22 protein-coding genes, 1 tRNA gene and 1 pseudogene are annotated in these 21,529 nt (G+C 68.3%); 12 read left to right on the top strand and 12 right to left on the bottom strand.

Annotation, left to right across the window (positions count from 1 at the left end; genetic code table 11):
- Positions 1-17 precede the first annotated feature (17 nt).
- A complete protein-coding gene (locus tag ACIQ3B_RS10205; RefSeq protein WP_397402180.1) occupies positions 18-416 on the top strand; it encodes a hypothetical protein in 399 nt (132 codons plus the stop codon).
- Positions 417-439: 23 nt separating this feature from the next.
- Here ACIQ3B_RS10205 and ACIQ3B_RS10200 read toward each other — a convergent pair.
- The 5 genes from ACIQ3B_RS10200 to hemC all read right to left on the bottom strand — a co-directional run bounded on the left by ACIQ3B_RS10200 (position 440) and on the right by hemC (position 4,601).
- Positions 440-515: transfer RNA gene (locus ACIQ3B_RS10200), tRNA-Thr, on the bottom strand.
- A gap of 51 nt (positions 516-566) precedes the next feature.
- On the bottom strand, positions 567-2,009 hold the full coding sequence (locus tag ACIQ3B_RS10195) for a heme biosynthesis protein HemY (protein ID WP_397402178.1): 1,443 nt from the start codon (positions 2,007-2,009) through the stop codon (positions 567-569).
- Positions 2,006-2,872 carry a COG4223 family protein gene (locus ACIQ3B_RS10190; protein WP_397402176.1) on the bottom strand — a complete coding sequence of 289 codons (867 nt, stop codon included), beginning with the start codon at positions 2,870-2,872 and terminating at the stop codon, positions 2,006-2,008. Before ACIQ3B_RS10190 ends, ACIQ3B_RS10195 begins: the two co-directional genes overlap by 4 nt.
- On the bottom strand, positions 2,869-3,570 hold the full coding sequence (locus ACIQ3B_RS10185) for a uroporphyrinogen-III synthase (protein WP_397402175.1): 702 nt from the start codon (positions 3,568-3,570) through the stop codon (positions 2,869-2,871). The genes ACIQ3B_RS10190 and ACIQ3B_RS10185 overlap by 4 nt, the downstream gene beginning before the upstream one ends.
- Positions 3,571-3,623: 53 nt before the next feature.
- Positions 3,624-4,601, bottom strand: coding sequence for a hydroxymethylbilane synthase (hemC, locus tag ACIQ3B_RS10180; RefSeq protein WP_397402174.1), 978 nt, complete (start codon positions 4,599-4,601; stop codon positions 3,624-3,626).
- Between the two features lie 70 nt (positions 4,602-4,671).
- On the opposite strand from hemC, the gene tsaD reads away from it, so the two are divergent.
- The 5 genes from tsaD (at position 4,672) to ACIQ3B_RS10155 (ending at position 8,496) form a co-directional block, all read left to right on the top strand.
- On the top strand, positions 4,672-5,763 hold the full coding sequence (tsaD, locus tag ACIQ3B_RS10175) for a tRNA (adenosine(37)-N6)-threonylcarbamoyltransferase complex transferase subunit TsaD (protein WP_397402172.1): 1,092 nt from the start codon (positions 4,672-4,674) through the stop codon (positions 5,761-5,763).
- Positions 5,760-6,749, top strand: a complete 990-nt coding sequence (locus ACIQ3B_RS10170; protein ID WP_397402170.1) for an NAD(P)H-dependent glycerol-3-phosphate dehydrogenase — start codon at positions 5,760-5,762, stop codon at positions 6,747-6,749. Before tsaD ends, ACIQ3B_RS10170 begins: the two co-directional genes overlap by 4 nt.
- On the top strand, positions 6,750-7,034 hold the full coding sequence (locus ACIQ3B_RS10165) for a YciI family protein (RefSeq protein ID WP_397402168.1): 285 nt from the start codon (positions 6,750-6,752) through the stop codon (positions 7,032-7,034).
- Positions 7,021-7,386: a Rieske (2Fe-2S) protein gene (locus ACIQ3B_RS10160; RefSeq protein ID WP_397402166.1), complete on the top strand. Its 366-nt coding sequence runs from the start codon at positions 7,021-7,023 to the stop codon at positions 7,384-7,386. Before ACIQ3B_RS10165 ends, ACIQ3B_RS10160 begins: the two co-directional genes overlap by 14 nt.
- Positions 7,387-7,530: 144 nt before the next feature.
- Complete coding sequence (locus ACIQ3B_RS10155; protein ID WP_397402164.1) at positions 7,531-8,496, top strand: LysR family transcriptional regulator; 966 nt, start codon at positions 7,531-7,533, stop codon at positions 8,494-8,496.
- 146 nt (positions 8,497-8,642) lie between these two features.
- Here the strand turns inward: ACIQ3B_RS10155 and ACIQ3B_RS10150 are convergent, their stop codons facing one another.
- The 3 genes and pseudogenes from ACIQ3B_RS10150 to acs form a co-directional block, all read right to left on the bottom strand.
- Entirely contained in the window at positions 8,643-9,611 is a 969-nt protein-coding gene (locus tag ACIQ3B_RS10150; RefSeq protein WP_397402162.1) for a small ribosomal subunit Rsm22 family protein, read from the bottom strand.
- Positions 9,611-10,033 carry a hypothetical protein gene (locus ACIQ3B_RS10145; protein WP_397402197.1) on the bottom strand — a complete coding sequence of 141 codons (423 nt, stop codon included), beginning with the start codon at positions 10,031-10,033 and terminating at the stop codon, positions 9,611-9,613. Before ACIQ3B_RS10145 ends, ACIQ3B_RS10150 begins: the two co-directional genes overlap by 1 nt.
- Positions 10,019-11,896 (bottom strand): annotated as a pseudogene (gene acs / locus ACIQ3B_RS10140) (acetate--CoA ligase); the annotation flags it as partial. The pseudogene acs and the gene ACIQ3B_RS10145, both read right to left, overlap by 15 nt.
- 167 nt (positions 11,897-12,063) lie before the next feature.
- On the opposite strand from acs, the gene ACIQ3B_RS10135 reads away from it, so the two are divergent.
- The 4 genes from ACIQ3B_RS10135 (at position 12,064) to ACIQ3B_RS10120 (ending at position 14,370) form a co-directional block, all read left to right on the top strand.
- Positions 12,064-12,552, top strand: coding sequence for a hypothetical protein (locus ACIQ3B_RS10135; RefSeq protein WP_397402160.1), 489 nt, complete (start codon positions 12,064-12,066; stop codon positions 12,550-12,552).
- Positions 12,553-12,856: 304 nt separating this feature from the next.
- Entirely contained in the window at positions 12,857-13,603 is a 747-nt protein-coding gene (locus tag ACIQ3B_RS10130) for a creatininase family protein (RefSeq protein ID WP_397402158.1), read from the top strand.
- A 262-nt stretch (positions 13,604-13,865) separates the two neighbouring features.
- On the top strand, positions 13,866-14,129 hold the full coding sequence (locus ACIQ3B_RS10125; RefSeq protein WP_397402156.1) for a BrnT family toxin: 264 nt from the start codon (positions 13,866-13,868) through the stop codon (positions 14,127-14,129).
- Positions 14,119-14,370, top strand: coding sequence for a BrnA antitoxin family protein (locus tag ACIQ3B_RS10120; protein ID WP_397402154.1), 252 nt, complete (start codon positions 14,119-14,121; stop codon positions 14,368-14,370). The genes ACIQ3B_RS10125 and ACIQ3B_RS10120 overlap by 11 nt, the downstream gene beginning before the upstream one ends.
- Positions 14,371-14,427: 57 nt before the next feature.
- Here ACIQ3B_RS10120 and ACIQ3B_RS10115 read toward each other — a convergent pair whose 3' ends face one another.
- The 4 genes from ACIQ3B_RS10115 to ACIQ3B_RS10100 all read right to left on the bottom strand — a co-directional run bounded on the left by ACIQ3B_RS10115 (position 14,428) and on the right by ACIQ3B_RS10100 (position 18,907).
- A complete protein-coding gene (locus tag ACIQ3B_RS10115) occupies positions 14,428-15,732 on the bottom strand; it encodes an Hsp70 family protein (RefSeq protein ID WP_397402152.1) in 1,305 nt (434 codons plus the stop codon).
- A 132-nt stretch (positions 15,733-15,864) separates the two neighbouring features.
- On the bottom strand, positions 15,865-16,239 hold the full coding sequence (locus ACIQ3B_RS10110; RefSeq protein WP_397402150.1) for a type II toxin-antitoxin system VapC family toxin: 375 nt from the start codon (positions 16,237-16,239) through the stop codon (positions 15,865-15,867).
- Positions 16,223-16,516: a type II toxin-antitoxin system Phd/YefM family antitoxin gene (locus ACIQ3B_RS10105; RefSeq protein ID WP_397402148.1), complete on the bottom strand. Its 294-nt coding sequence runs from the start codon at positions 16,514-16,516 to the stop codon at positions 16,223-16,225. Before ACIQ3B_RS10105 ends, ACIQ3B_RS10110 begins: the two co-directional genes overlap by 17 nt.
- Positions 16,517-16,615: 99 nt before the next feature.
- Entirely contained in the window at positions 16,616-18,907 is a 2,292-nt protein-coding gene (locus ACIQ3B_RS10100; RefSeq protein ID WP_397402146.1) for an NADP-dependent malic enzyme, read from the bottom strand.
- A 178-nt stretch (positions 18,908-19,085) separates the two neighbouring features.
- Here ACIQ3B_RS10100 and dapB point away from each other — a divergent pair, with 178 nt between their 5' ends.
- Together dapB and ACIQ3B_RS10090 are read left to right on the top strand one after the other, a co-directional pair.
- Positions 19,086-19,859 (top strand): 4-hydroxy-tetrahydrodipicolinate reductase, encoded by a 774-nt coding sequence (gene dapB / locus ACIQ3B_RS10095; protein WP_397402195.1) that lies wholly within the window; start codon positions 19,086-19,088, stop codon positions 19,857-19,859.
- Between the two features lies 1 nt (position 19,860).
- Positions 19,861-21,297: an amidase family protein gene (locus ACIQ3B_RS10090; protein ID WP_397402144.1), complete on the top strand. Its 1,437-nt coding sequence runs from the start codon at positions 19,861-19,863 to the stop codon at positions 21,295-21,297.
- Positions 21,298-21,529 lie beyond the last annotated feature (232 nt).

Genomic DNA, 21,529 nt, shown 5'->3' with positions numbered 1-21,529 from the left:
CACGCCCGGAGCTGCCCGTGATCAGACCCCTCCTTCTTGTCGCGCTCACTGCGCTCGTCACCGCGGGCTGCAGCAAGGAAGGCCCGGCTGCGGCCTCCGGCGATCCCTATGCCGGCCTCGACACTGAGATCGTCAGCTGGCGTGACAGCATCAAGGCCCGCCACCCGGCCTGCGCCAGCAAGCCGGACGACAAGGGATGCGTCGGGTTCGAGGTCACCTGCAAGGCTAACCAGATCATCACGCCCGCCGAAACCGCCGACGGTACAACCGCCCGGGTCATCGCCGCCATGACCTTCATGGGCAATGGCGGGAACGGCAACTCCGGCTCGGCTTTCGCAGTGTTTACAAGGTCGGCCGGCGCCTGGACGCGCATCGAGGCTGAACCGGTGAACCTGAGCACCTGCGCGCCCGCCTGACGGGCGCCTCGCGCCGGAACAAATGGTGCCGCCTAGGTGACTCGAACACCTGACCCCCGCATTACGAATGCGGTGCTCTACCGGCTGAGCTAAGGCGGCTCCTGTCCGGGGACGCGGGCTTGTACCTGTGCCGGGTCGATTTGGGAAGGGTCAGGGGACAGGCCGCCCGGCTTCGGGCTGATCATAGTCCTCGTCCACTGCGTAGAGCACAGGCTCGATCAACATCGGCCCCGCATCGGCGTAGGCGATGGGCAGGTCCGGGAGTTCACGCAGGGTGCGCTCGCGGCGTTCGTGACGTGGGTGAATGAGGTCGCCGGTCTCGGCAAAGGTAATCACCAGTCGCGCCCAGTCCGGGGCGTGATAGGCGAAGGCGCGGCCCTCGGGATCAAGATCGGACCAGTCCGGCTCGGGCGGGGCGTTGAGGCCCCGGGCCAGCCACATGCGAGCCTCATCGACAGCGCCGGCGGCAAAGGCGGCCCGCGCCATCAGCCCCGCAATCCGGGCGGTCACCGGCTCAGGCTCCAGCGCGCGCGCGGCTGACAGCGCACCGGCGGCGTCGCCCGTGACCAGGGCCTGCTCGACGTAGAGGATCAGGCTTTCCCGGTGCGTCGGGTTCACGGCGGCCAATTGCGCCAGCCGCGCGGCGCGCTGTCTGGGGGTCTCGTTGGTCTTGAGATCACGATAGGCCAACCATAGCGCCGGATGCGGCCGCGCCCGCCAGGCGCTCTCCAGGGCCGCAGTGGCCCGGCCCAGCTTGTTATCCTGGGCCAGCAGACGGGCCGCCATCACCACGCCGGGCGCAAAGGCCGGTTGCAGCTTGGCGGCTTCGACAGCCTGATCCCGGGCGAGGGACCGCGCGCGCGGTTCGGGGGCGTGCTCGAGCTGGGCTGCAGAGGCCGCCAGCAAGGCCGCCCGGGCGCGCTCGGCCACCACCGGCGGCACAATCCTGCGGTCCAGCGCGCTCTTCACCAGCTCCAGTCCGCCCTCCCAGTCACCGGCCTCCAGCCGGGCCTCCAGGATCGCGCGCCAGGCCCAGCGGGCGGAACGCTTTTCGCCATAGGCTTCCTGGGCGTGGCGCAGCGCGGTCTCCCGGGCGCCCTGGCCAAGGGCCAGCTGCATCAGGCCGCGATGGCCAGCCAGCCGCATCTCCGGAAAGCCCAGCATGGCGGTATAGGCCGCCTGGGCCTGGGCCACGTCGCCGGCGGCTTCCGCCGACTGCGCCGCCAATACCCGCACGAGGCCGGGCGCCTCCGCCAGTTCCGCAGCCTTCTTGGACAGTCGCAGGGCTTCTGATCCGTCGCCGGCCGCCACGGCCACAAAGCCACGGCCCAGCAGGTCGAGGGTCTGGCGCCGCCGGACCTCGGCGCGCGCCGTTTCGGCGCGGCGCGGCGCGTCCAGCACCCAAAGGATCATTCGCCAGATGAAGGCAGCCAGCAGGCCCACCCCCAGCGCGATCAGGATCGCCGCCGCCGCCGTCATGTCGGCGCGCCAACCCAACCAGGTGATAGTGGCCCGGCCCGGCTCACCAGCCAGGGTGAGCGCGCCGACAGCGGCGGCCACCAGCAGCAGCAGGACAAAGCTGGCGCGGATCACAGGGCGGCTCCCGCCGAGGGCGTAACGCCGGGATCAAGATCGCGAAGGGCGCGGGCGCGAAGGGCGGCCACCTCACGGTCAATGGCGGCCCGGCGTTCGGCGCCCTCGCGCCAGACTGCCAGGGCCTCGCGGCCCTTCGGCGGCAGGCGATCCAGCAGCTTGAGAGCGCCGAGCACATCGCCCTCCCGCAACGCCAGTTCCGCGCGCGCCACCAGGGCGTCGGTTCCTTCGCCATCGACATCATCAACCCGCCGCAGGGTCACGACCTTGCCGACCGTGTAGGAGACCGTCGCCCAGAGCCCCGCGTCGGTGGAGGGTTTCCGGGACCGGCTGGCCACCCGGGCCGCGATGTCTTCGAAACCTGCGGCGAGCGCGGCCCGGCTTGGCGCGCCTGTCGTCGCCAGGCGGCTGAGCGCGGCCAGTTCCGGCAGTTCGGGCGCGACGCCGCGCAGCTCGCCAAGTTCTCCGGTGAACGGACGCGATGTCTGGGCGGCATCCATCAGGGCGGCGGCGGCCAGAGCTGCCGTCGCAGCCTCCGTCGAGCGGGACCCCTGGCTCTCCAGAATCGCAATCCGCGCCCTCAGCCGGGCGATCTCTTCCGAGGGGCGCGGGGCAGGTTCAGCGTTCGCCGGATACAGGACCCCTGGACCCTGCGGCTGTGGCCCGGTCTCGGGCGCGACCGTCGAAATCGCCTCCGGCCCGGTGCGAGGCGTAAGGAGACGGGGACCCAGCAGCGCCACGGCGGCGCCGGCCAGAACGCAAATCACACCGAAGACCATGAACACCCAGAAACCCAGGCCCAGCAAAGGCCTCGGCCGATAGGTGGCGGGATCCCTGGGCGCTTCGGTGTCCGATGGGGTCATGAACGTCGATCAATCAGGTTCAGCAGCGCCGCCTCAAGCGGAAACGGCGGATAGATCTTGCCTCCCGTTGCGATGCGACCCAACGGCTGCACCACCGCCTTCGACAAACCCAGTGCGCGCATATGCGGCGCGGGGTGGCGTTTCAGGACCCCGGCCAGGGCCTCGGCGGCGCGTGCCGAGTGCAGAAGCGCCACGTCGCTGCGGCACAGGACTTCCGCTGTGGCATCGTCCGGTTCGATCGGCACGGTCTCGTACAGTGTGAGCCGACGCGCCTCCACCCGGTGCTTCTCGAGCGCGCCCACCAGATCGCCGGCGAGATCGAAGGCGCCGGGATGCAGCACCACGCCGCGCAGTTCATTGCGCCGTGCCGCGATGCCTTCCGCCAGGGCCAGGACATCGCCGTCCGCCGACAGCACGGATTTGAACCCGGCCTTGCGGGCCGCGAGCGCCGTCGCAGCGCCTACCGCAAATACCGTCAGCGCCCGCTCACCGCTCTTGTCGGCAAAGGCGCGGACGCCATTGGCGCTGGTGAAGGCCAGGGCGACAACACCGCGAAGGTCCACCGTCGCCTCCGGCAGCAACCGGACCTCAAGCAACGGCGCGACCACCGCATCATGCCCCATGGCGCGCACGCGCTCGGCGGTTACGTCCGCTCCGGGCTGAGCCCGGGTAATCCAGATTTTCTGCCTGCGCGCCATGAGGCGCTACTGTTATCCGACCCTATCGCTCCGCGCCAATCAGGAAGCGGCGTTCAGAGGACGATGTCGTCGCCAGCCTCGTCCTTGATGGCCTGTCCCAGCGAAAGGCCAAGGTCGTGGGCCGAAGCCAGCGGGTCGGACAAGCGGGTGACCTCGGACTCGCCCGTGTGGCGGAACCGCAGCGTTCCCCCGGGCGAGAGGGCTTCGACGATCAGGTGTAACGCGCCGCCTTCGAGCCACGCGTGGGCGCCCACCGGCGTGCGGCAGGACCCCTCCAGCGCGATCAGGGCGCCGCGTTCGGCCGTCACACACAGGGTGGTGGTGTCACAGACCAGGGCCTGAACCCACGGCAGGTCGCGGTCAGCCTCCCGCACCTCGATGGCGAGCGCCCCCTGCCCCGGCGCCGGCGGCGCCTGGCGGGGATCGATCAGGCTCTTGGGCAGGTCACCCAGCCCAAGACGGCGCAGACCGGAATAGGCCAGCAGGATGGCGTCGGCGTCGCCGGCGGCCAGCTTGGCCAGGCGCGTGTCCACATTGCCGCGCAGCATCTGGACCTTCAGATCGGGCCGCCGATAGAGGCACTGGGCCTGTCGGCGCAGGCTGGCGGTGCCCAGCGTCGCACCGTCCGGCAGGTCTTCCAGGGTCAGGGGTCCCCGGCTGAGGAACGCATCGCGCGGGTCTTCACGTTCGGGGATGGCGGCGATGCACAGGCCCTCGGGCAACACCGAGGGCACGTCCTTCATCGAGTGGATGGCGCAGTCGATGGCGCCGTCGATCAAGGCCTCTTCGATTTCCTTGGTGAAGAGACCCTTGCCGCCGATCTCGAGCAGACGGCGATCCTGGATCCGGTCGCCGGAGGTCGTGATCACGATCAAAGGCGCCACGCGCTCTACGGCCCGGGCGTCCTGAGGGTCCACCCCCAGTTGCGCGGCGATGCGGCGCTGCATATGGCCGGCCTGGGCGAGGCTGAGCTTGGAGCCGCGTGCGCCGATGCGCACAGGTCCGGTGCGGGCATGCGGTTGCGTGGGCACGGTCGGCGGTCTACCTCGGACAGAGTAAAGCGTCAGGCCTGCTACAGGAGCCAGCCGTCCCCGGCAACCAATGACCCCCATCCAAACGGTTCTAGGTCTCGAGACCAGCTGCGACGAAACGGCCGCGGCCGTCGTACGCCGCCATGATGATGGTCGCGCCGAGGTGCTGTCGTCGATCGTCGGCAGCCAGATCGCGGCGCACGCGCCCTACGGCGGGGTCGTGCCCGAGATCGCGGCGCGCGCCCACGTGGAGTCCATCGACGCGATCGCTGAGGCGGCGCTGCGTGAGGCGGGTCTGGGCTATGGTGATCTGACCGGTGTTGCGGCGACGGCGGGCCCCGGCCTGGTGGGCGGGGTGATGGTGGGCCTGTCATTCGGCAAGGCTGTGGCGCTCGCGCGGGGTCTGCCGCTGGTGGCGGTGAACCATCTGGAGGGACACGCCGTCTCGGCGCGTCTGGGCGCCGACATCGGCTATCCGTTCCTGCTGTTGCTGGTCTCGGGCGGGCATTGCCAGTTGCTGGAGGTGGCCGGCGTCGGCGCGTGTCGACGACTGGGCACTACCCTCGACGACGCCGCGGGCGAGGCCTTCGACAAGATCGCCAAGGCCATGGGTCTGCCCTACCCGGGCGGTCCGGCGCTGGAGGCGCTGGCCGAGGGTGGCGATCCCGGCCAGTTTACGCTTCCCCGCATGCTGCTGGGGCGGAAGGACTGCGACTTCTCCTTCTCGGGACTGAAGACCGCCGCAGCAAGGCTGGCGGAGGGCGTCTCCGACCCGACAGCTCGCCGGGACCTGGCGGCCTGCGTCCAGGCCGCGATCGCAGGCCAGCTGGCCGAGAAGAGCGCACGCGCGATGCAGGCCTATGCGCCGGATCACGCCGGGGCGGGCCTCCGGTTTGTGGTCGCCGGCGGGGTCGCCGCCAATCGAGCCGTCCGCGCCGCCCTGCAGACGGTCGCCCATGCCAACGGGTTCAGCTTTGCTGCGCCGCCGCTGGCCTACTGCACCGACAATGCCGCCATGATCGCCCTGGCCGGCGCCGAGCGGCTGGCGCTTGGACTGACGGACGGGATGGACGCCATCGCCCGCCCGCGCTGGCCGCTGGATCAGATCGCGGCGGCGGCCCACCCGATGCACCCCGCCGGTCGGAAGGGCGCCAAGGCATGATCCGCGTCGGCGTCATAGGCGGCGGCGCCTGGGGTACAGCGCTGGCCCAGGTCTGCGCCCGCGCCGGCCGTGAGGTGATTCTGTGGGCGCGCGAGCCGGACGTGGTTGAAACCATCAATGCCCGCCACGAAAACGTCAGCTTCCTGGCCGGCATTCCGCTGGAGCCGCAGATCCGCGCCACGGGTCAGCTGTCCGACCTCGCCGGCGCCGATCTGGTTCTGGCCGTGCCGCCGGCGCAGCACATGCGTTCGACGCTGCTGGCCTTCGCGCCCCATGCCCGGCCCGGCTTGCCGGTCCTGCTTTGCTCGAAAGGCGTGGAGCAGGGCTCGTTGAAACTGATGACCGAGGTGCTGGCCGAAACCTTGCCAGAGGCCGCGCCGGCCGTCCTGTCCGGGCCCAGCTTCGCCGCCGAGGTGGCCCGCGGCCTGCCCACCGCCGTCACCCTGGCCTGTCCGGACATGGCGCAGGCGGAGAGGCTGGCTGAAGTGATCGCGACACCGATGTTCAGACCCTATTTCGCGACGGATATGATCGGCGCGGAGGCCGGCGGCGCGGTCAAGAATGTGCTGGCCATCGCCTGCGGCATCGTCGAGGGCCGGGGTCTCGGCCGTTCCGCCCACGCGGCGCTGATCACCCGCGGCTTCTCGGAGCTGACCCGGCTGGCCATAGCCCTGGGCGGCGAGGCCGAGACCGTGGCCGGGCTCTGCGGCCTTGGCGATCTTGTGCTGACCTGCTCAAGCCCGCAGTCGCGCAACATGAGTGTGGGTCTGGCGCTGGGCAAGGGTCTGACGCTGGAAGAGGCTCTGACCGGAAAACTGTCCGTGGCTGAAGGCGTGGCTTCGGCGCCTGCCGTGCGCGACCTCGCCCGGAAACTGGGCGTGGAGACACCGATCTGCGAGGCCGTCGCGGCGATCCTTGACGGCAAGGTCGGTGTCGATGTGGCGATCCAGGCCCTGCTGTCGCGCCCCTTGAGAGAGGAAAACTAGATGCCGCTGTTTGTGTTGTTCTGCGTCGACAAGCCCGGGTCCCTCGACCTGCGGATGGCCACCCGTGATGCTCATCTGGCCTATATGCGCGACAAGGCCGGGATGCTGAAGCTGGGGGGCCCCATGCTTGACGACGAGGGTCAGATGGCCGGCTCCATGCTGATCGTGGAGGCGCCCGACCGCGCCGCCGCCCTCGCCCTCAATGCCCACGATCCCTACACCCTGGCGGGCCTCTGGGAGCGGGTGGACGTCAAGGCGTTCAAGGCCACCCTTGGCCAGCTTTGAGCCCGACAACCCGGCGCGACCGCCAGCTGGCCTGCGGCTTTGCGCCCTGAGCGAGATCACCGATCCCGGCGGCAAGAGTTTCCGGTTTCGCGACGGTTCGCGGATGTTTGCCGGCTTCGTCATCCGCCAGGGCGCTACAGCGCGCGGGTTTGTCGACAGTTGCCCTCATGCCGGATGGCCCCTGGCCCCCATGGATGATCGCTACCTCACGCGCGACGCCCGCCACATTTTCTGCGCCGGGCACGGTGCGTTGTTCAGCATGGATGGCCATTGCGTGGCCGGGCCTTGCGCCGGCGATGATCTGGCCCCCTGGCGTGTCGAAGTCCGGGACGGGGACGTCTTCACCCTCTGAGGAAGAATCATCCCGATCAGGGCTCCGGGTTCGGGGAAACCCTGACCTTGCAACGCCCTTCGTCCACCCCAGATACGGATGGGGCGCTCACATCGCATGTAGGCGCACTTGCAGATCAGGTCTGCATAACTGCAGAGTGGCGTCATGTTCGACTGGAACGACCTGAAAGCCTTTCTGGCGGTGGCGCGCGGCGGCTCCACGCTTGCCGCTTCCAGGGCGCTTGGCGTCAACCAGACCACCGTGGCGCGCCGGATCGAGAGCCTGGAGCAGAACCTGGGTTTCAAGCTGTTTGAGCGGGGCCAGACCGGCAGTCGGGTGACGGAGGCGGGCCAGGGCCTGATCAGCGAGGCGGAACACGTCGAGCGCGCGGCCATCCGGTTCGCCAATCTGGCGGCGATGCAGATGCGCGGTGTCTCCGGCGCGCTCCGGCTGACCACCAATGAACTGGTGGCCAACACCATGGTGATTCCGGCTCTGGGCGCGTTCCGGGCGGTCCATCCGGATGTGCAGGTGGATCTGGTGATCACCGACAGGTCGCTGGATCTGGAAAGCGGTGAGGCGGATCTGGCCATCCGCACCAGTCAGTCCCTCGCCACCTCCGATCTGGTCGCCCGCAAGATCTGCGATCACGACATGGCGCTCTACTGCAGTCGCGAGTACGCCGCCCGGCGCGGGGCGCCTGCCTCCAGCCAGGACCTCGCCCACCACGACCTCATCGATGTTTCCATGGAGATGGGGGAGATCCCGGCGGCCACCTGGATGATGCGCCATTCCGGCGGCAAGACGCCCATCACCCGGTCCAACAGCATGGCCAGCATGGTCTATGCGGTGAAGGCTGGCCTCGGGATCGGTGCGCTGCCCTCCACCATCGGCGACATTGACCCGGACCTGCTGCGTTGCTCGGACGTTATCCTGGAAGCCCGCGCCTCCTCGTGGATCGTCACCCGCCGCGAACTGAAGGACACGCCCCGCGTCCGCGCCTTCATCGATTTCATGGCGCCCTACCTCCAGGCCGAGATCCGCAAGGTCGAGGAACAGGGCCAGGCGCGCGTCGCTGCCGACGCAGCCATCGTGGCGCCGTTCTCCACCCGGACGGGATCGGACGGCTAGAGCCTGTCCGTTTCAGATGGAATCATCTGAAACGGATAAACAGGCTCGTTTTCGTACATTTAGAGCGCGACGGGCGCTTGAACCGGTATCCACTTCAAGCTGTCGCGCTCTAGGCGTATGTCATCCGGCCTACGCCGGGCTCGCGCTCACCCCTCATGAACATCGCCCCAGTCAAGCCGACGGGCCACCGCATGGGCGGGCTTGTCGCGGCGGGCGACGAAGCGTCGCTCCACGCCGTCCGGGCCGCAGAGCTTGAGCTCGATACCCGGCTTGCCCACCCGGGGCCGATCCAGCACGCGGGGGTGACGCGGCGCGATCCCGAGACCAGGTCGGGCCACCAGCAAATAGGCGTACTTCTCGTCCTCGTAGGGAACCTCGGCCACCTTGGCCAGACGATGGTCGCGGCTGCGGGCCAGGCGCACATTGAAGTGACACCAGTCGGGGCCGACCAGCGGGCAAGCCTCATGGTGCGGACAGGGCGCTGCCACCACCGCACCGGCGTCGATCAGGACACGCCGGGCCGCCAGAAGCCGCGCATATCCCGCTGGCGTGCCGGGCTCGACCAGGGCCAGCACGCCGCTGCACGCCGCCCACAGATGGCCTGTGACCCGGGCGAGGTCCGCCTCCGCGATCTCGGCGAGGGCGTAGCTGGCCAGCACCAGATCCGCGCCCGGATAGGCTCCCGCCAGCAGGTCTCCGCGGCGGACGGCCGCGGCGGCCAGCGCACTGCCCGTCGCCAGCCGCTGGGCCAGCTCAAGGAACGGCGGGTTGGCGTCCAGCCAGGTCACCTGGCTCAGGCCAGGCCAGGCCTCACGCGCCGCCCAGCTTCCGCCGCCGGGGCCACATCCCGCGTCCAGCAGGCTCTGCGGCGAGAACCCCGGGATCATCCGCCCGGCCTCGCTGAACACTTCGGCGCAGGCGGCATAGGTGGCCGGCAGCCGCGCCAGCGCATAGGCCAGCGCATCGTCCCGCCCCCGGATGGCAGACGCAGAGGTCCCGCCCGCACGATAGGCCGTCGTGGTGGCGGCGGTCCGCTCGGCCATCGACTGGCGTGAGACCCCGGCCATCTCCCGGTCGATGGCGCTGCGAAGTGCGGGCGGCAGATCCGGTGACATCAGCCCTGGGCGTCGGCCCGGGTCTTCACCAGATAGTCCGCCACCGCCGTGTCGGCCAGACCGGAGACATCGCCCGCCTCGCCCGTCGCGGCGATCCGTTCCAGCAGCGGCCGGACCACTTCGCCGGAGGGCGTCCTGGGCAGGGGGCCGAACTGCACCACCTCCGGCACAGCGTGGGCGCCCAGTTCGCGGCGCACCCAGCCCTTGAGGTCAGCGGCCAGCACGTCGCTGACCATGGCTCCCGGCTCCGGCGTCACGAAAGCCCAGACCGCCTCGCCCCGCTTGGCCGACGGGAACCCGACGGCCGCAGCTTCGGCGACGGCGCCGTGATTGGCCAAAACGGCTTCGATCTCCCGGGTCGAGACCCGTTGGCCGTCACTGATGATCTCGTCATCGCCGCGCCGCGCCGCGCGGTTCTTCACCAGGTCATCCACCACCGCCGGCTCGGCCAGGGTGGAGATGTCGCCCAGGTTGGAAAGATCATCCTCCGCGATCTTGCGCAGGATGCGGCGCATGATCTTGCCCGAGCGGGTCTTGGGAAGACCGGGTGCAAACTGGATCACATCAGGTGCGGCGAAGGGCCCGATCTCGCGCCGCACGTGGCCGCGCAGATCCGCCTGCAAGGCATCGGTCGCGTCCACCCCGACCTTCAGGGTGACGTAGCAGTATATGCCCTGTCCCTTGATATCGTGCGGATAGCCCACGACGGCCGCCTCTGCGACGGCGCTGTGGCCCACCAGCGCGCTCTCGATCTCGGCGGTGCCCAGCCGGTGACCGGAGACATTGATCACATCGTCCACCCGGCCGGTGATCCAGTAGTAGCCGTCCGCGTCGCGCCGGGCGCCATCGCCGGTGAAGTACTTGCCGGGGTAGGTGGAGAAATAGGTGTCGATGAAGCGCTGGTGGTCGCCGTAGACCGTGCGCATCTGGCCGGGCCAGCTGTCGGTGATGCACAGGTTTCCGCTGATGGCGCCGTCCAGCACCTTGCCCTCGGCGTCCACCAGTTGCGGCATCACGCCGGGCAAGGGCTTTGCGCAGGACCCCGGCTTCAGGGCGTGCGCGCCGGGCAGCGGCGTCATCAGGCAGGCGCCGGTTTCAGTCTGCCACCAGGTGTCGACGATCGGGCACCGCCCCTCGCCGACCACCCGGTGATACCAGAGCCAGGCCTCGGGGTTGATCGGCTCACCCACCGTGCCCAGCAACCGGATCGAGCTGCGCGAGGTGCGGGTCACCGGCTCGTCGCCCTCCCGCATCAGGGCCCGCAGCGCCGTGGGCGCGGTGTAAAAGATCTCCACCTGATGCTTGTCGCAAACTTCCCAGAAGCGCGACGTGGTCGGGTAGTTGGGTACGCCCTCGAAGATCAGGCTGGTGGCGCCATTGGCCAGCGGCCCATAGACCACATAACTGTGACCGGTCACCCAACCCACGTCGGCCGTGCACCAGAACACCTCGCCGGGTCGGTAGTCGAACACGGTTTCATGCGTCCAGCTGGCCCAGGCCAGATAGCCCCCGGTGGTGTGCAGCACGCCCTTGGGCTTGCCGGTCGATCCCGACGTATAGAGGATGAACAGCGGATCCTCGGCGTTCATCGGCTCCGGGTCGCAACTGTCGGAGACGGTCTTCTTCAGGTCCGAGAACCAGGCGTCGCGACCCTCGACCATCGGAACCTCGGTGTTCGTCCGACGCACCACGATCACGTCGGTCACGCCGGGACACGACTTCAACGCCTCGTCCACATTGGCCTTCAGCGGCACAACCTTGCCGCCGCGCAGGCCCTCGTTGGCGGTAATGACGACCTTCGAATCGCAGTCCTGGATTCGCCCGGCGATGCTGTCGGGCGAGAAGCCGCCGAACACCACCGAATGCACCGCGCCGATCCTTGCGCAGGCCAGCATCGAGGCCGCCGCCGCCGGGATCATCGGCAGATAGATGGTGACCCGGTCGCCCTTCTTGACGCCGCGCGCCTTCAGCACATTGGCCCAGCGGCAAACCTCGGCGTGAAGCTGGCGATAGGTCAGCTTGTCGTGGACGCTGCCGTCGTCGTTTTCCCAGATCAGGGCGACGGTATCGCCGTTGCTCTTGAGGTGCCGGTCCAGGCAGTTGACCGAAACGTTCAGCACCCCGTCGGCGTACCAGCGGACGCGGAAGTCTTCCTTGTGGAACGAGACATCCTTGACCTCGGTAAACGGGGTCATCCAGTCGAGCCGGCGGCCGATGTCAGTCCAGTACCCCTCGGGGTCAGCGTCCACACGACGCAGGGCGGCGTCATAGGCCGCCGCATTCATATGGGCTTTCTTCGCCCAGGCCTCGGGAACCGGAAACACTTCGCCGTCGGACACGCTCAATCTCCCGCAGGAACTTCCACGCAGGGACTAAGCGCAGACGGCCCGTATGCGCAACACGTGTGCGAAGGACCCTTGCCCCTGCGTCCGCGTCCGCAGACCTTCCAGCGATGATTCGCCGCCTCCTCGTGATTGCGTTTGTCTCGGCCGGCCTCGCCGGTTGCGGCGACGCTGCGCCCAGAGGCGCCACTGAGTCCGCCAGCCGCCTGCTGGCTGCGGCGGCCAAGGGTGATCGCGTCGCCTTCGAGGCCGAGATTGACCGCCCGGCCGTTCGCGACGACGTCCGCCGCCAGATGTCCGAGGTCGCGCGGTCAAAGGTGCTGGATGTGGAGGGGGGGCCCTCGGAGTTTGCGCTCGATCGGATGATCGGGCCGGACGCGGTGCACCTGGTGCGCGCGGGCTCCAGCCAGGCTCTGACCACCGCGCCGGGTGTCGATCAGATCGCCGGGCAAATGAAGGTCATCGACGGGAACCGCGCGTGCCTGGCCGACGCCCGGGCGCCAGATCGCTGCCTGCTGACCTTCGCCTGGGCCAAGGGCGGGTGGCGACTGGTGGGCATGCAGGCCTCCGACCTGCGGATCGAAGTTTCCGGCGATTGACCTCGGCGCCCACCCGGTCGGTATTGGGCAGGACCCGCAAAAACTGCTGCGGGTAATCCGGCGCCATCACCCCCAGGAGTGTCATCCCGGTTTTCTCCGCAGGAGAAAGACCGGGACCCATGAACTCCGCGCTGCAAGTCCTCGCGAGGTGGTAACGCTTCGCCCTGTGATCGATGCACGGAGTTTATGGGTCCCGGTCTTTCGTTTCACGAAAACCGGGATGACACCGGGGCGTTGCGATTGACCTCGGCGCTCGACCCGGTCGGTAATGGGCCGCACGCTCGCACGCGAAGGGACCCTCCATATGTTGCTGCACCTGTCCACCTGGGCCGAGATCGAGGGCTTTCTGGCGCGGTCAAAGACGGTGGTCGTACCCATCGGCTCCAACGAGCAGCACGGCCCCACCGGCCTGCTGGGCACCGACTGGCTATGCCCCGAGATCATCGCCCATGAGGCCCAGAAGACCGGCGACATCCTGGTGGCGCCCACCTTCAACATCGGCATGGCCCAGCACCATCTGGATTTCCCCGGCACCATCGCGCTGCGCCCCTCCACCTTCATGCTGGCGATCGGCGACTGGGTGCGCAGCCTGGCGCACCATGGCTTCGAGAAGATCTATTTCCTGAACGGCCACGGCGGGAACACCGCCACCATCGACGCGGCCTTCTCGGAACTCTACGCCGAGGTCAGCTATTCAGGCGGCAAGCGCGGCTTCGCCTGCAAGCAGAAGAACTGGTGGGAGCTGAAGGGCGTGATGGGTCTGGCCGGCCGCCAGTTCCCCACCGGCCACGGCAGCCACGCCACGCCGTCGGAGATCGCCGTCACCCAGTGGGCCTATCCGGACGCCATCAAGACCGCCAACTACGCCCCGCAGATCGCCCCCACCGGCCCCATCCGCGAAGCCGCCGACTTCCGCGCCCGCTACGCCGACGGACGGATGGGCTCCGACCCTGGCCAGGCGAGCCCGGAAAAGGGCGGGGAGCTGGTGGCCATGGCGGCGGCCTCGCTGATCGAGGATGTCGCGGCGTTCGGCGCGGAGGTGGCGCCGTAGGGGGTAGGCCCTCCCCCTCGTGGGGCGCTGTCAGAAAGACATGCAACAAGACCCGATCTGCCTGGCGAGTCGGGCCTCGTCGGTTGGAGTGTTGTTGCAAGTGCCACCGCAATCTCCCTTCACCCACAAGTGGAGAAGGGGTTCAGCTTCACGCCGTTCGCTATTCTGCGACTGGCTCCAAAATGTCACGACGACAGCTCTCTTTTTACGTACCCCCAATAAATAGTTGCTGAACTCCATTTCCGGGGGTACAGCAATACCCATGGAGATCGAATGCGATGGTGCGAAGGACGAGGCCAATGTCGCCAAGCATGGCATCAGCCTTTCCGCCGCGTCCGAGTTCGAAATGGCGGGCGCTATGGTCAGCGTCGATGACCGCGCCGACTATGGCGAGGACCGGTTCATCGCCGTCGGCCAATTGGGAGGCCGTCTCCATGTCCTGATCTTCACCGTCCGTGACGGCAGGATCCGGGCGATCAGCCTGCGTAAGGCGAACACGCGAGAGGTGAAACGACATGGGCCCTGATAACGACAGCCCTGAATTGACCGACGCTGATTTCGCGAAAATGCGGCCAGCGGAAGAGGTCTTGCCCGCCGCGGTCATCGCCGCGTTCAAGGCGCCCCGCGGGCGGCCAAAAGCCGAGGCGCCGAAGGTCGCGATCAAGCTACGCCTGGATCAGGCTGTGGTTGATCACTTCAAGGCCACGGGACCGGGCTGGCAAACCCGGATCAACGACACCCTCGCGGCCGCTGCGAAGGCCGGTTGATGGAACCGAGGTGATCGCGTTGCGGTTACGTCGCGTAGTTGCCGACAGGAGTTCAGCTCAAGCCCCCGAACGCGCCGTCCACTGGCTGAGGTCGCGTTCGCGGGCCATCAGGGCCAAGCCTGAGGCGATGGACTCCAGTTCCGCGCCGGTCTCGATGCGGCCAGATTCGAACCGGCGATGGAAGATCGCGCGCACCGCCGGCACCAGCGATGATCCGCCGGTCAGGAACACCCGGTCGATGCCGCCCGCCGGCAGCCCGGCGTCCGCCAGCGCCTGATCCACCGCGACCTCGATCTTCGCCAGCTCCGGCGCGATCCAGCCCTCGAACTGCGCGCGGGCCACATCGCGGACAATCCGGATCGATCCCGCCTCGAACCGGAACTCCGCCATCGCTTCGGTCGACAGCGTCTCCTTCAGTTTCGAGACGGCACGGTAGAGGCGATAGCCATAGTTTTCGTCCAGCGTCTCCACCAGCCGCGTGATCTTCTCCGGCTCCACCGCCTCGCGCACCAGCTTGCGGATCTCGCGCATGTCGCGGCTGGCGCGCATCATGGCCAGCTGATCCCAGCGCGCGAAGGCGGCGTAGTAGCGGTTGGGAATCGGCAGCACCTTGCCGAAACTCTCGTAGCTCGACCCCTTGCCCAGCTCCGGCGAGACCAGATTGTCGATGATCCGATAGTCAAACGCGTCACCCGCCACGCCCACGCCCGCCCGGCCCAGCGGGATCGCCCGCATCTCGCCGCCGTGCCGTTCAAAGCGGATGATCGAGAAGTCCGAGGTGCCGCCGCCGAAATCGCCCACCAGCACGGTGGCGTCCTCTTTCAGCTCCCGCGCAAAGAAGAAGGCCGCGCCCACCGGCTCATAGGCATAGAGCACCTCGCGCACGCCCATCCGCTGGAAGGCGATCTCGTAGCGCTCCAGCGCCAGGCTCTCCTTCGGCGAACCGCCGACAAAGGTGACCGGCCTGCCCACGATCACCCGATCCGGCAGCCCTGAGAGCGCCCCGCCCGCATAGTCGCGGACCTTCAGCAGGAAGGTGGAGAGCAGATCCTCGAACCGATACCGCCGCCCCAGGATCTGGGTCTCGGTAAAGCTCTCCTGCGCGGCGAAGCTCTTGAACGACTGGATGAACCGCGTCTCCGCCGGGTCCTCCACATAGGCGTCGATGGCCCAGGGCCCGGCGGCGATCTGTCGGTCCTGCGGCGCCTCGGCCGGGGCATGGAACGAGAGGCAGCTACGAAACGCAAATAGCTCCCCCTCCGGCGCCGGAAACGTCACCAGACGCGCGGGTCCGTTCGCATCGGCGAGCGCCAGCACGGTATTGGTGGTGCCGAAGTCGATACCCAGACTGTAGCCGGACATACGCGGGGCCTTTTGAGGGGCGCGCTGTGTAGCAAAGGCGGGGCGGGGGCGGAAGGGCTCCATCGCCGAGGCTTCAGAAATCAGCCGACACCCCGGCTACCCCTCAACCGCACACCGGCTACCCCACCAGCCTCACCACACAATCCGCACCGGATAGCGCGCCAGCGTGGCGTCCGCAGTCGCCAATGGCAGGTCGAGCGTGATGGCGTGGGCGAGGAGCATTCGGTCAACTGGATCGCGGTGAATGTCCGGCAGCGTCTGGACGACCGCCCGGCATTCCGCCGGAAAGTCGAGCAGATGAAAGCCCATGACGTCGCGCAGTTGATCCAGGTCGACCCCTTGGCCAAAGCGTCCACGCATCAGCAGATCGACGTATTCGTGCGCCGTCACCGCGCTGACAAACAGGCGTGTGCCGGGGTCCGGCAGCAGGCTGAGGAAGTCCGGCCCAAGACGCCTGTCCCCGGCCGCGAACCAGACCAGGACGTGCGTATCAAGCAGCAGGTCCAAATTTCCTCCGGAACCGCGCAAGCGGATCGTCGCGATCGGCCTTCAGCGCCTCAAGGCTGAGATCCTGTCCCGAAAACGCCGCCTGGAACGCACCAACGCCGGCTGTACGAAGGGCTGCGACCCGTTCGGCCTCCAGCCTGCCCGCCTGGACCAGCGGCATCAGCTTCAGCACCGGTCGTCCGGCCTTCTGAAGGATGACTTCCTCACCCTCGAGCGCGCGGCTGACAAGTTCCGAGAGGCGCGTCTTGGCCTCGCCAATATTGACGTTGATGGTCATGTCGCCAACGCTAGGTTGGCCACAGACCTTGGTCAAGCAGGTTGGTCATGTCGCGCAACTGTGCCGCAGGCCGCAATTGGCAGCGGAAGAACCCTTAACTCAGATATCCAGCTCCACCAGCGGCCGGTCGTAGGCGCAGAACGTCGCCATCTGCAGGATCCGCGAGACCGAGGAGCCCAGCGGGCAGATCTGCACCGGCTTGTCCAGGCCCAGCAGGATCGGGCCGATCACCTCGGCGCCGCCCAGGGACTTGATCAGCTGCGTTGAGATGGCCGCCGAATGGATGGCGGGCATGATCAGCACATTGGCCGGGCCGGTCAGGCGCATGAAAGGATAGGCGCCGCGGGATTCCGGCTCCAGCGCCAGTTCCGGCGGCATCTCGCCCTCATATTCGAAGTCGATGCCCTCCATCTCGTCCAGCATGGCCACCGCATCGCGGACGCGGGCCGAGCGCTCGCCCATCGGGTTGCCGAAGGTGGAATAGCTCATGAACGCCACGCGGGGCTCATAGCCCAGGGTGCGGACGGCGCGGGCGGCCTCGATGGCGATCTCGACCAGCTCCTCGGCCACGGGCATTTCGGTGACGTTGGTGTCGGCGATGAACAGGGTGCGGCCCTTGGCCATCACCACGCTCATGCCGATGATCCGGCCGTCCTCGGCGGGGTCGATGACGTTGAGCACTTCTTCCAGCACCTGGTCGAAGTTGCGCGTCACGCCGGTGACCATGCCATCGGCGTGGCCCAGCGCCACCATGGCGGCGGCAAAGGCGTTGCGGTCCTGGTTGATCAGCCGCTGGATGTCGCGGCGCAGATAGCCCTCGCGTTGCAGGCGGCCATAGAGCAGGTCCACCGAGGCGTCATTCCACGGCGAGACCCGGGCGTTGACGATCTCAAGGCCGGCTTCCGCAGGCTCCAGGCCGGCGCTGCGCATGTTCTCGTGGACGAGGTCCTCGCGGCCGACCAGCACCGCCTTGCCCAGGCCCTGCTGCTGGAAGGCGTAAGCCGCGCGGATCACGCTCTGCTCCTCGCCCTCGGCGAAGACGATGGTCTTCTGCGGGCCGGAAAGCACCGCGCCCTGCAGCTTCTGGGAGAAGGCGGCGGTGGGGTCGAGGCGGCGCGCCAGCGAGGCGCGGTAGGCGTCCATATCCTCGATGGGCTTGCGCGCCACGCCGGTGTCCATGGCCGCCTGGGCGATGAACGGCGGGATATAGGACAGGAGACGCGGATCGAAGGGCGTGGGGATGATGTATTCCGGGCCGAACTTCATCTTCACGCCGTGATAGGCGGCGGCCACCTCATCGGGCACGTCCTCGCGCGCCAGCATGGCCAGCGCATTGGCGCAGGCGATCTTCATTTCCATGTTCACGCGCCGCGCGCGGACATCCAGCGCGCCGCGGAACAGGTAGGGGAAGGCCAGCACATTGTTGACCTGGTTGGGATAGTCGCTGCGGCCCGTGGCCACGATGGCGTCGGGGCGGACGCTGTAGACCTCCTCCGGGGTGATCTCGGGGTCCGGATTGGCCATGGCGAAGATGATGGGGCGCGGCGCCATGGTCTTGACCAGCTCGGGCGTCAACGCGCCCTTGGCCGACACGCCGATAAAGACGTCGGCGCCGGCCAGCGCATCGGCCAGGGTGCGCTTGTCGGTGTCGACGGCGTGAGCCGACTTCCACTGGTTCATGTCTTCCGGCCGGCCGCGCCAGAGCACACCCTTGCGGTCGACGGCGATGACGTTGTCGGGGCGGACGCCCATGGCCTTGATCAAGCCCAGGGTGGCGATGCCCGCAGCCCCGGGGCCGTTCAGGACAACCTTGATATCGCTGAGCTTTCGGCCGGTGATCTCGCAGGCGTTGATCAGGCCGGCGGAGCAGATGATGGCGGTGCCGTGCTGGTCGTCGTGAAAGACAGGGATATCCAGCAGATCCTGAAGCTCCGTCTCGATGCGGAAGCAGTCGGGGCTCTTGATGTCCTCCAGATTGATGCCGCCGTAGGTGACGCCGATGTTCTTCACCACGGTGATGATCTCGTCGACGTCGGTGCAGCTCATTTCCACGTCGATGGCGTCGACGTCGGCGAAGCGCTTGAACAGCACGCCCTTGCCCTCCATCACCGGCTTGGACGCCAGCGGACCCAGATTACCCAGGCCCAGAATCGCGGTGCCGTTGGAGATCACCGCCACCAGATTGCCCTTGGAGGTGTATTCGTAGGCCAGGTCCGGGTCGGCCGCGATGGCCAGCACCGGCACGGCCACGCCCGGCGAATAGGCAAGACTTAGGTCCCGCTGGGTCGACATCGGTTTGGTGGCCTGGATGCCGATCTTGCCCGGTGTGGGATAGCGGTGGAAGTTCAGCGCCTCTTCATCCGTGAAGGTGCGTTTTTCAACCTGGTCCATACGTCCCCCGCCCTTTTGGGCATCAATCCGGCTTGAAGCGAACAACCTATAGACCCGCGTGGGCAGGGACAACGCTTCGCGGCGAGGAACCTTTAGGCCCGGCTTAAGGCTCTGCGTGGTTGACTGGTTGCGCAGGGGCGCGATGCTGGGGGCGCCACACCCAACCGGAGAGCCGATCCTGTCCAGTCTCACGAGAATTGCGATCGCCGGCGCGCTGGGCCGCATGGGCCAGGCTGTGCGCGCGATCGTTGACGCCGACCCTGCGCTGGCGCTGGCGGGTCGGTTTGACCGGCCGGGAGTGGCGGGTGACGGCCTCGTCACTGTCGCAGAAGCGCTGGGCGCCGCCGATGTGGTTATCGACTTCACCACGCCGGAGGCCTCGGCAGCTTTGGCGGCCGAGGCGGCCGGGCGCGGCGTCGCGCTGATCATCGGCTCCACCGGCCTGTCGCCAGACCACATCCGGCGTATCAACGAGGCTGCAGGCCGTGTCGCCGTGGTGCGCACGGGCAATTTCTCGCTCGGCGTGAACATGCTGATCGGCCTGGTGGGTCAGGCGGCCCGGGCCCTGCCCGCCGACGCCTATGACATCGAGGTGTTCGAAGCCCATCACCGGCGCAAGGTCGACGCGCCCTCGGGCACCGCCCTGATGCTGGGCGAGGCCGCCGCGAGAGGTCGGGGCGTGGCCCTGTCCGATGTCTCCCGACGCGGGCGCGACGGCCTGACCGGCCCCCGGCCTGAAGGCGAGATCGGCTTTTCCGTCATGCGCGGCGGGGACATCATCGGCGAGCACAGCGTGAGCTTCGCCGCCGACGAGGAGATCCTGACCCTCAGCCACTCGGCCCGCGACCGCAGCCTGTTCGCGCGCGGCGCCGTCGTGGCCGCCCGGTGGGCCGTTTCCCAACCACCCGGCGCCTATGACATGCAGGACGTGCTGGGCTTCCGGACCCGCTGAGATGGATAGCCTGATCGAACAGGACGCCACGACCCAGCTCGCCGCGCTGTCGGCGGGTCGGGTTTCGTCGTTGGAACTGCTGAAGGCGGCGCTCGCGCGGCATGCCGAGACCCATGGGCGCCTCAACGCCGTGGTCGCCTCCGATCCGGAGCGCGCCCTGGAACGCGCCCGCGCCCTCGACGACGCCCGCTCGCGCGGCGAGATCCTGGGTCCGCTGATGGGCCTGCCCATGACGGTGAAGGACACCTTCGACGTGGCGGGCATGGCGGCGTCCTCCGGGCTGGCTGAGTTCCGGCGTCGGATGACCGGCGACGCCGCCGCCGTGCAGCATGCCCGCCGCGCTGGCGCGGTGATCTGGGGCAAGACCAATGTGCCGGTGATGGCCGCCGACTGGCAGAGCGTCAACGGTCTCTATGGCGCCACCAACAATCCCTGGGACGTCAGTCGTACGCCGGGCGGATCGTCTGGCGGGGCCGCCGCAGCCCTGGCGGCCCGGGTCACCGCGCTCGAGATCGGGTCCGACATCGGGGGTTCGCTTCGGTTTCCGGCATCCTTCTGTGGCGTCTATTCCCACAAGCCGACCTGGGGGCTGGTTTCGCCGCGCGGCCACGTGCCGCCCCATCCCGGATCCTATGCGGAGCGCGACCTCAATGTGGTGGGACCCATGGCGCGGTCAGCCCGGGACCTGCGACTGCTGCTGTCCACCCTGGAGGCCGGATCGCTGGCGCCTAGCGCGCCTCCGGCCGACCTGAAGGATGTCCGGATCGGACTCTGGCTCGACGATCCGCTGTGCCCGCTGGACCCGCAGGTGCGCGCGACGCTGGAGACTTTTGCGGGCGAGCTTCGCGCCGCCGGCGCAGTGGTGGAGCCGATACTCAGCCCGGTGGACATGCGCGCCTTGCTGTTCGCCTACCAGACCCTGCTGGGCGCCGTCATCGCCGAGGACCTGCCGCCGATGACCCTTCGCGCCATGGAGTTCGCGCGCCCCTTCGCCCGCCTTGCCCTGGCTCGCGGCGCCAAACCGCTGTCGCCGGCAGCCAACGTCATGGCCTATACCGCCCGGCATCGTGAGTGGCTGGCCGCCGACGCTGTCCGCGCCCGGCTGCGCCACGAAATCGGCGCGGCCTTCGACAGCTGGAGCGTGATCCTGGCGCCCATCGCGCCGGTGCCGGCCTTTCCCCACGATGCGCGCCCGATCGTCCGCCGTTCGCTGGTCATGTCTGACGGAAAGACGATCCCCTACAGCTCCCTGCTCACCTGGATCAGCCTGGCCACCACGCTCCATCTGCCGGCGACGGCGATCCCGGCGGGTCTGACCGCAGGCGGCCTGCCGGTAGGCGCCCAGCTCATCGGCCCGCGCGGCGGCGACGCCCGCACCCTGGCCGTCGCCCAGGCCATCGACGAGACCGTCCGGGGCTTTCAGCCGCCGCCGGCGTAGGGTCCAAGCCAAAATCCGCTCATCCCGGCGAATGCCGGGACCCAGATGGAATGGCGTTGAGGCGGGTTCTACGTCCGCGCAGCAACTCCAATCATCCCCCCAGCCTTGAGATCTGGGTCCCCTGAGTTCTCAAACGAAGTGCAACACTCTGGCGAGGGAGTGTTGCCATGGGATGCCGCTACCAGCAGCTCGATCTGGAAGAGAGATGTACGATTGCCCGCCTTCGCGAAGG

It is taken from the genome of Phenylobacterium sp. (genome assembly GCF_044358365.1).
Taxonomy (GTDB): Bacteria; Pseudomonadota; Alphaproteobacteria; order Caulobacterales; family Caulobacteraceae; genus Phenylobacterium.
Note: the sequence above shows the minus strand (reverse complement) of the source record. Positions and strands in the feature narration are given on the sequence as shown.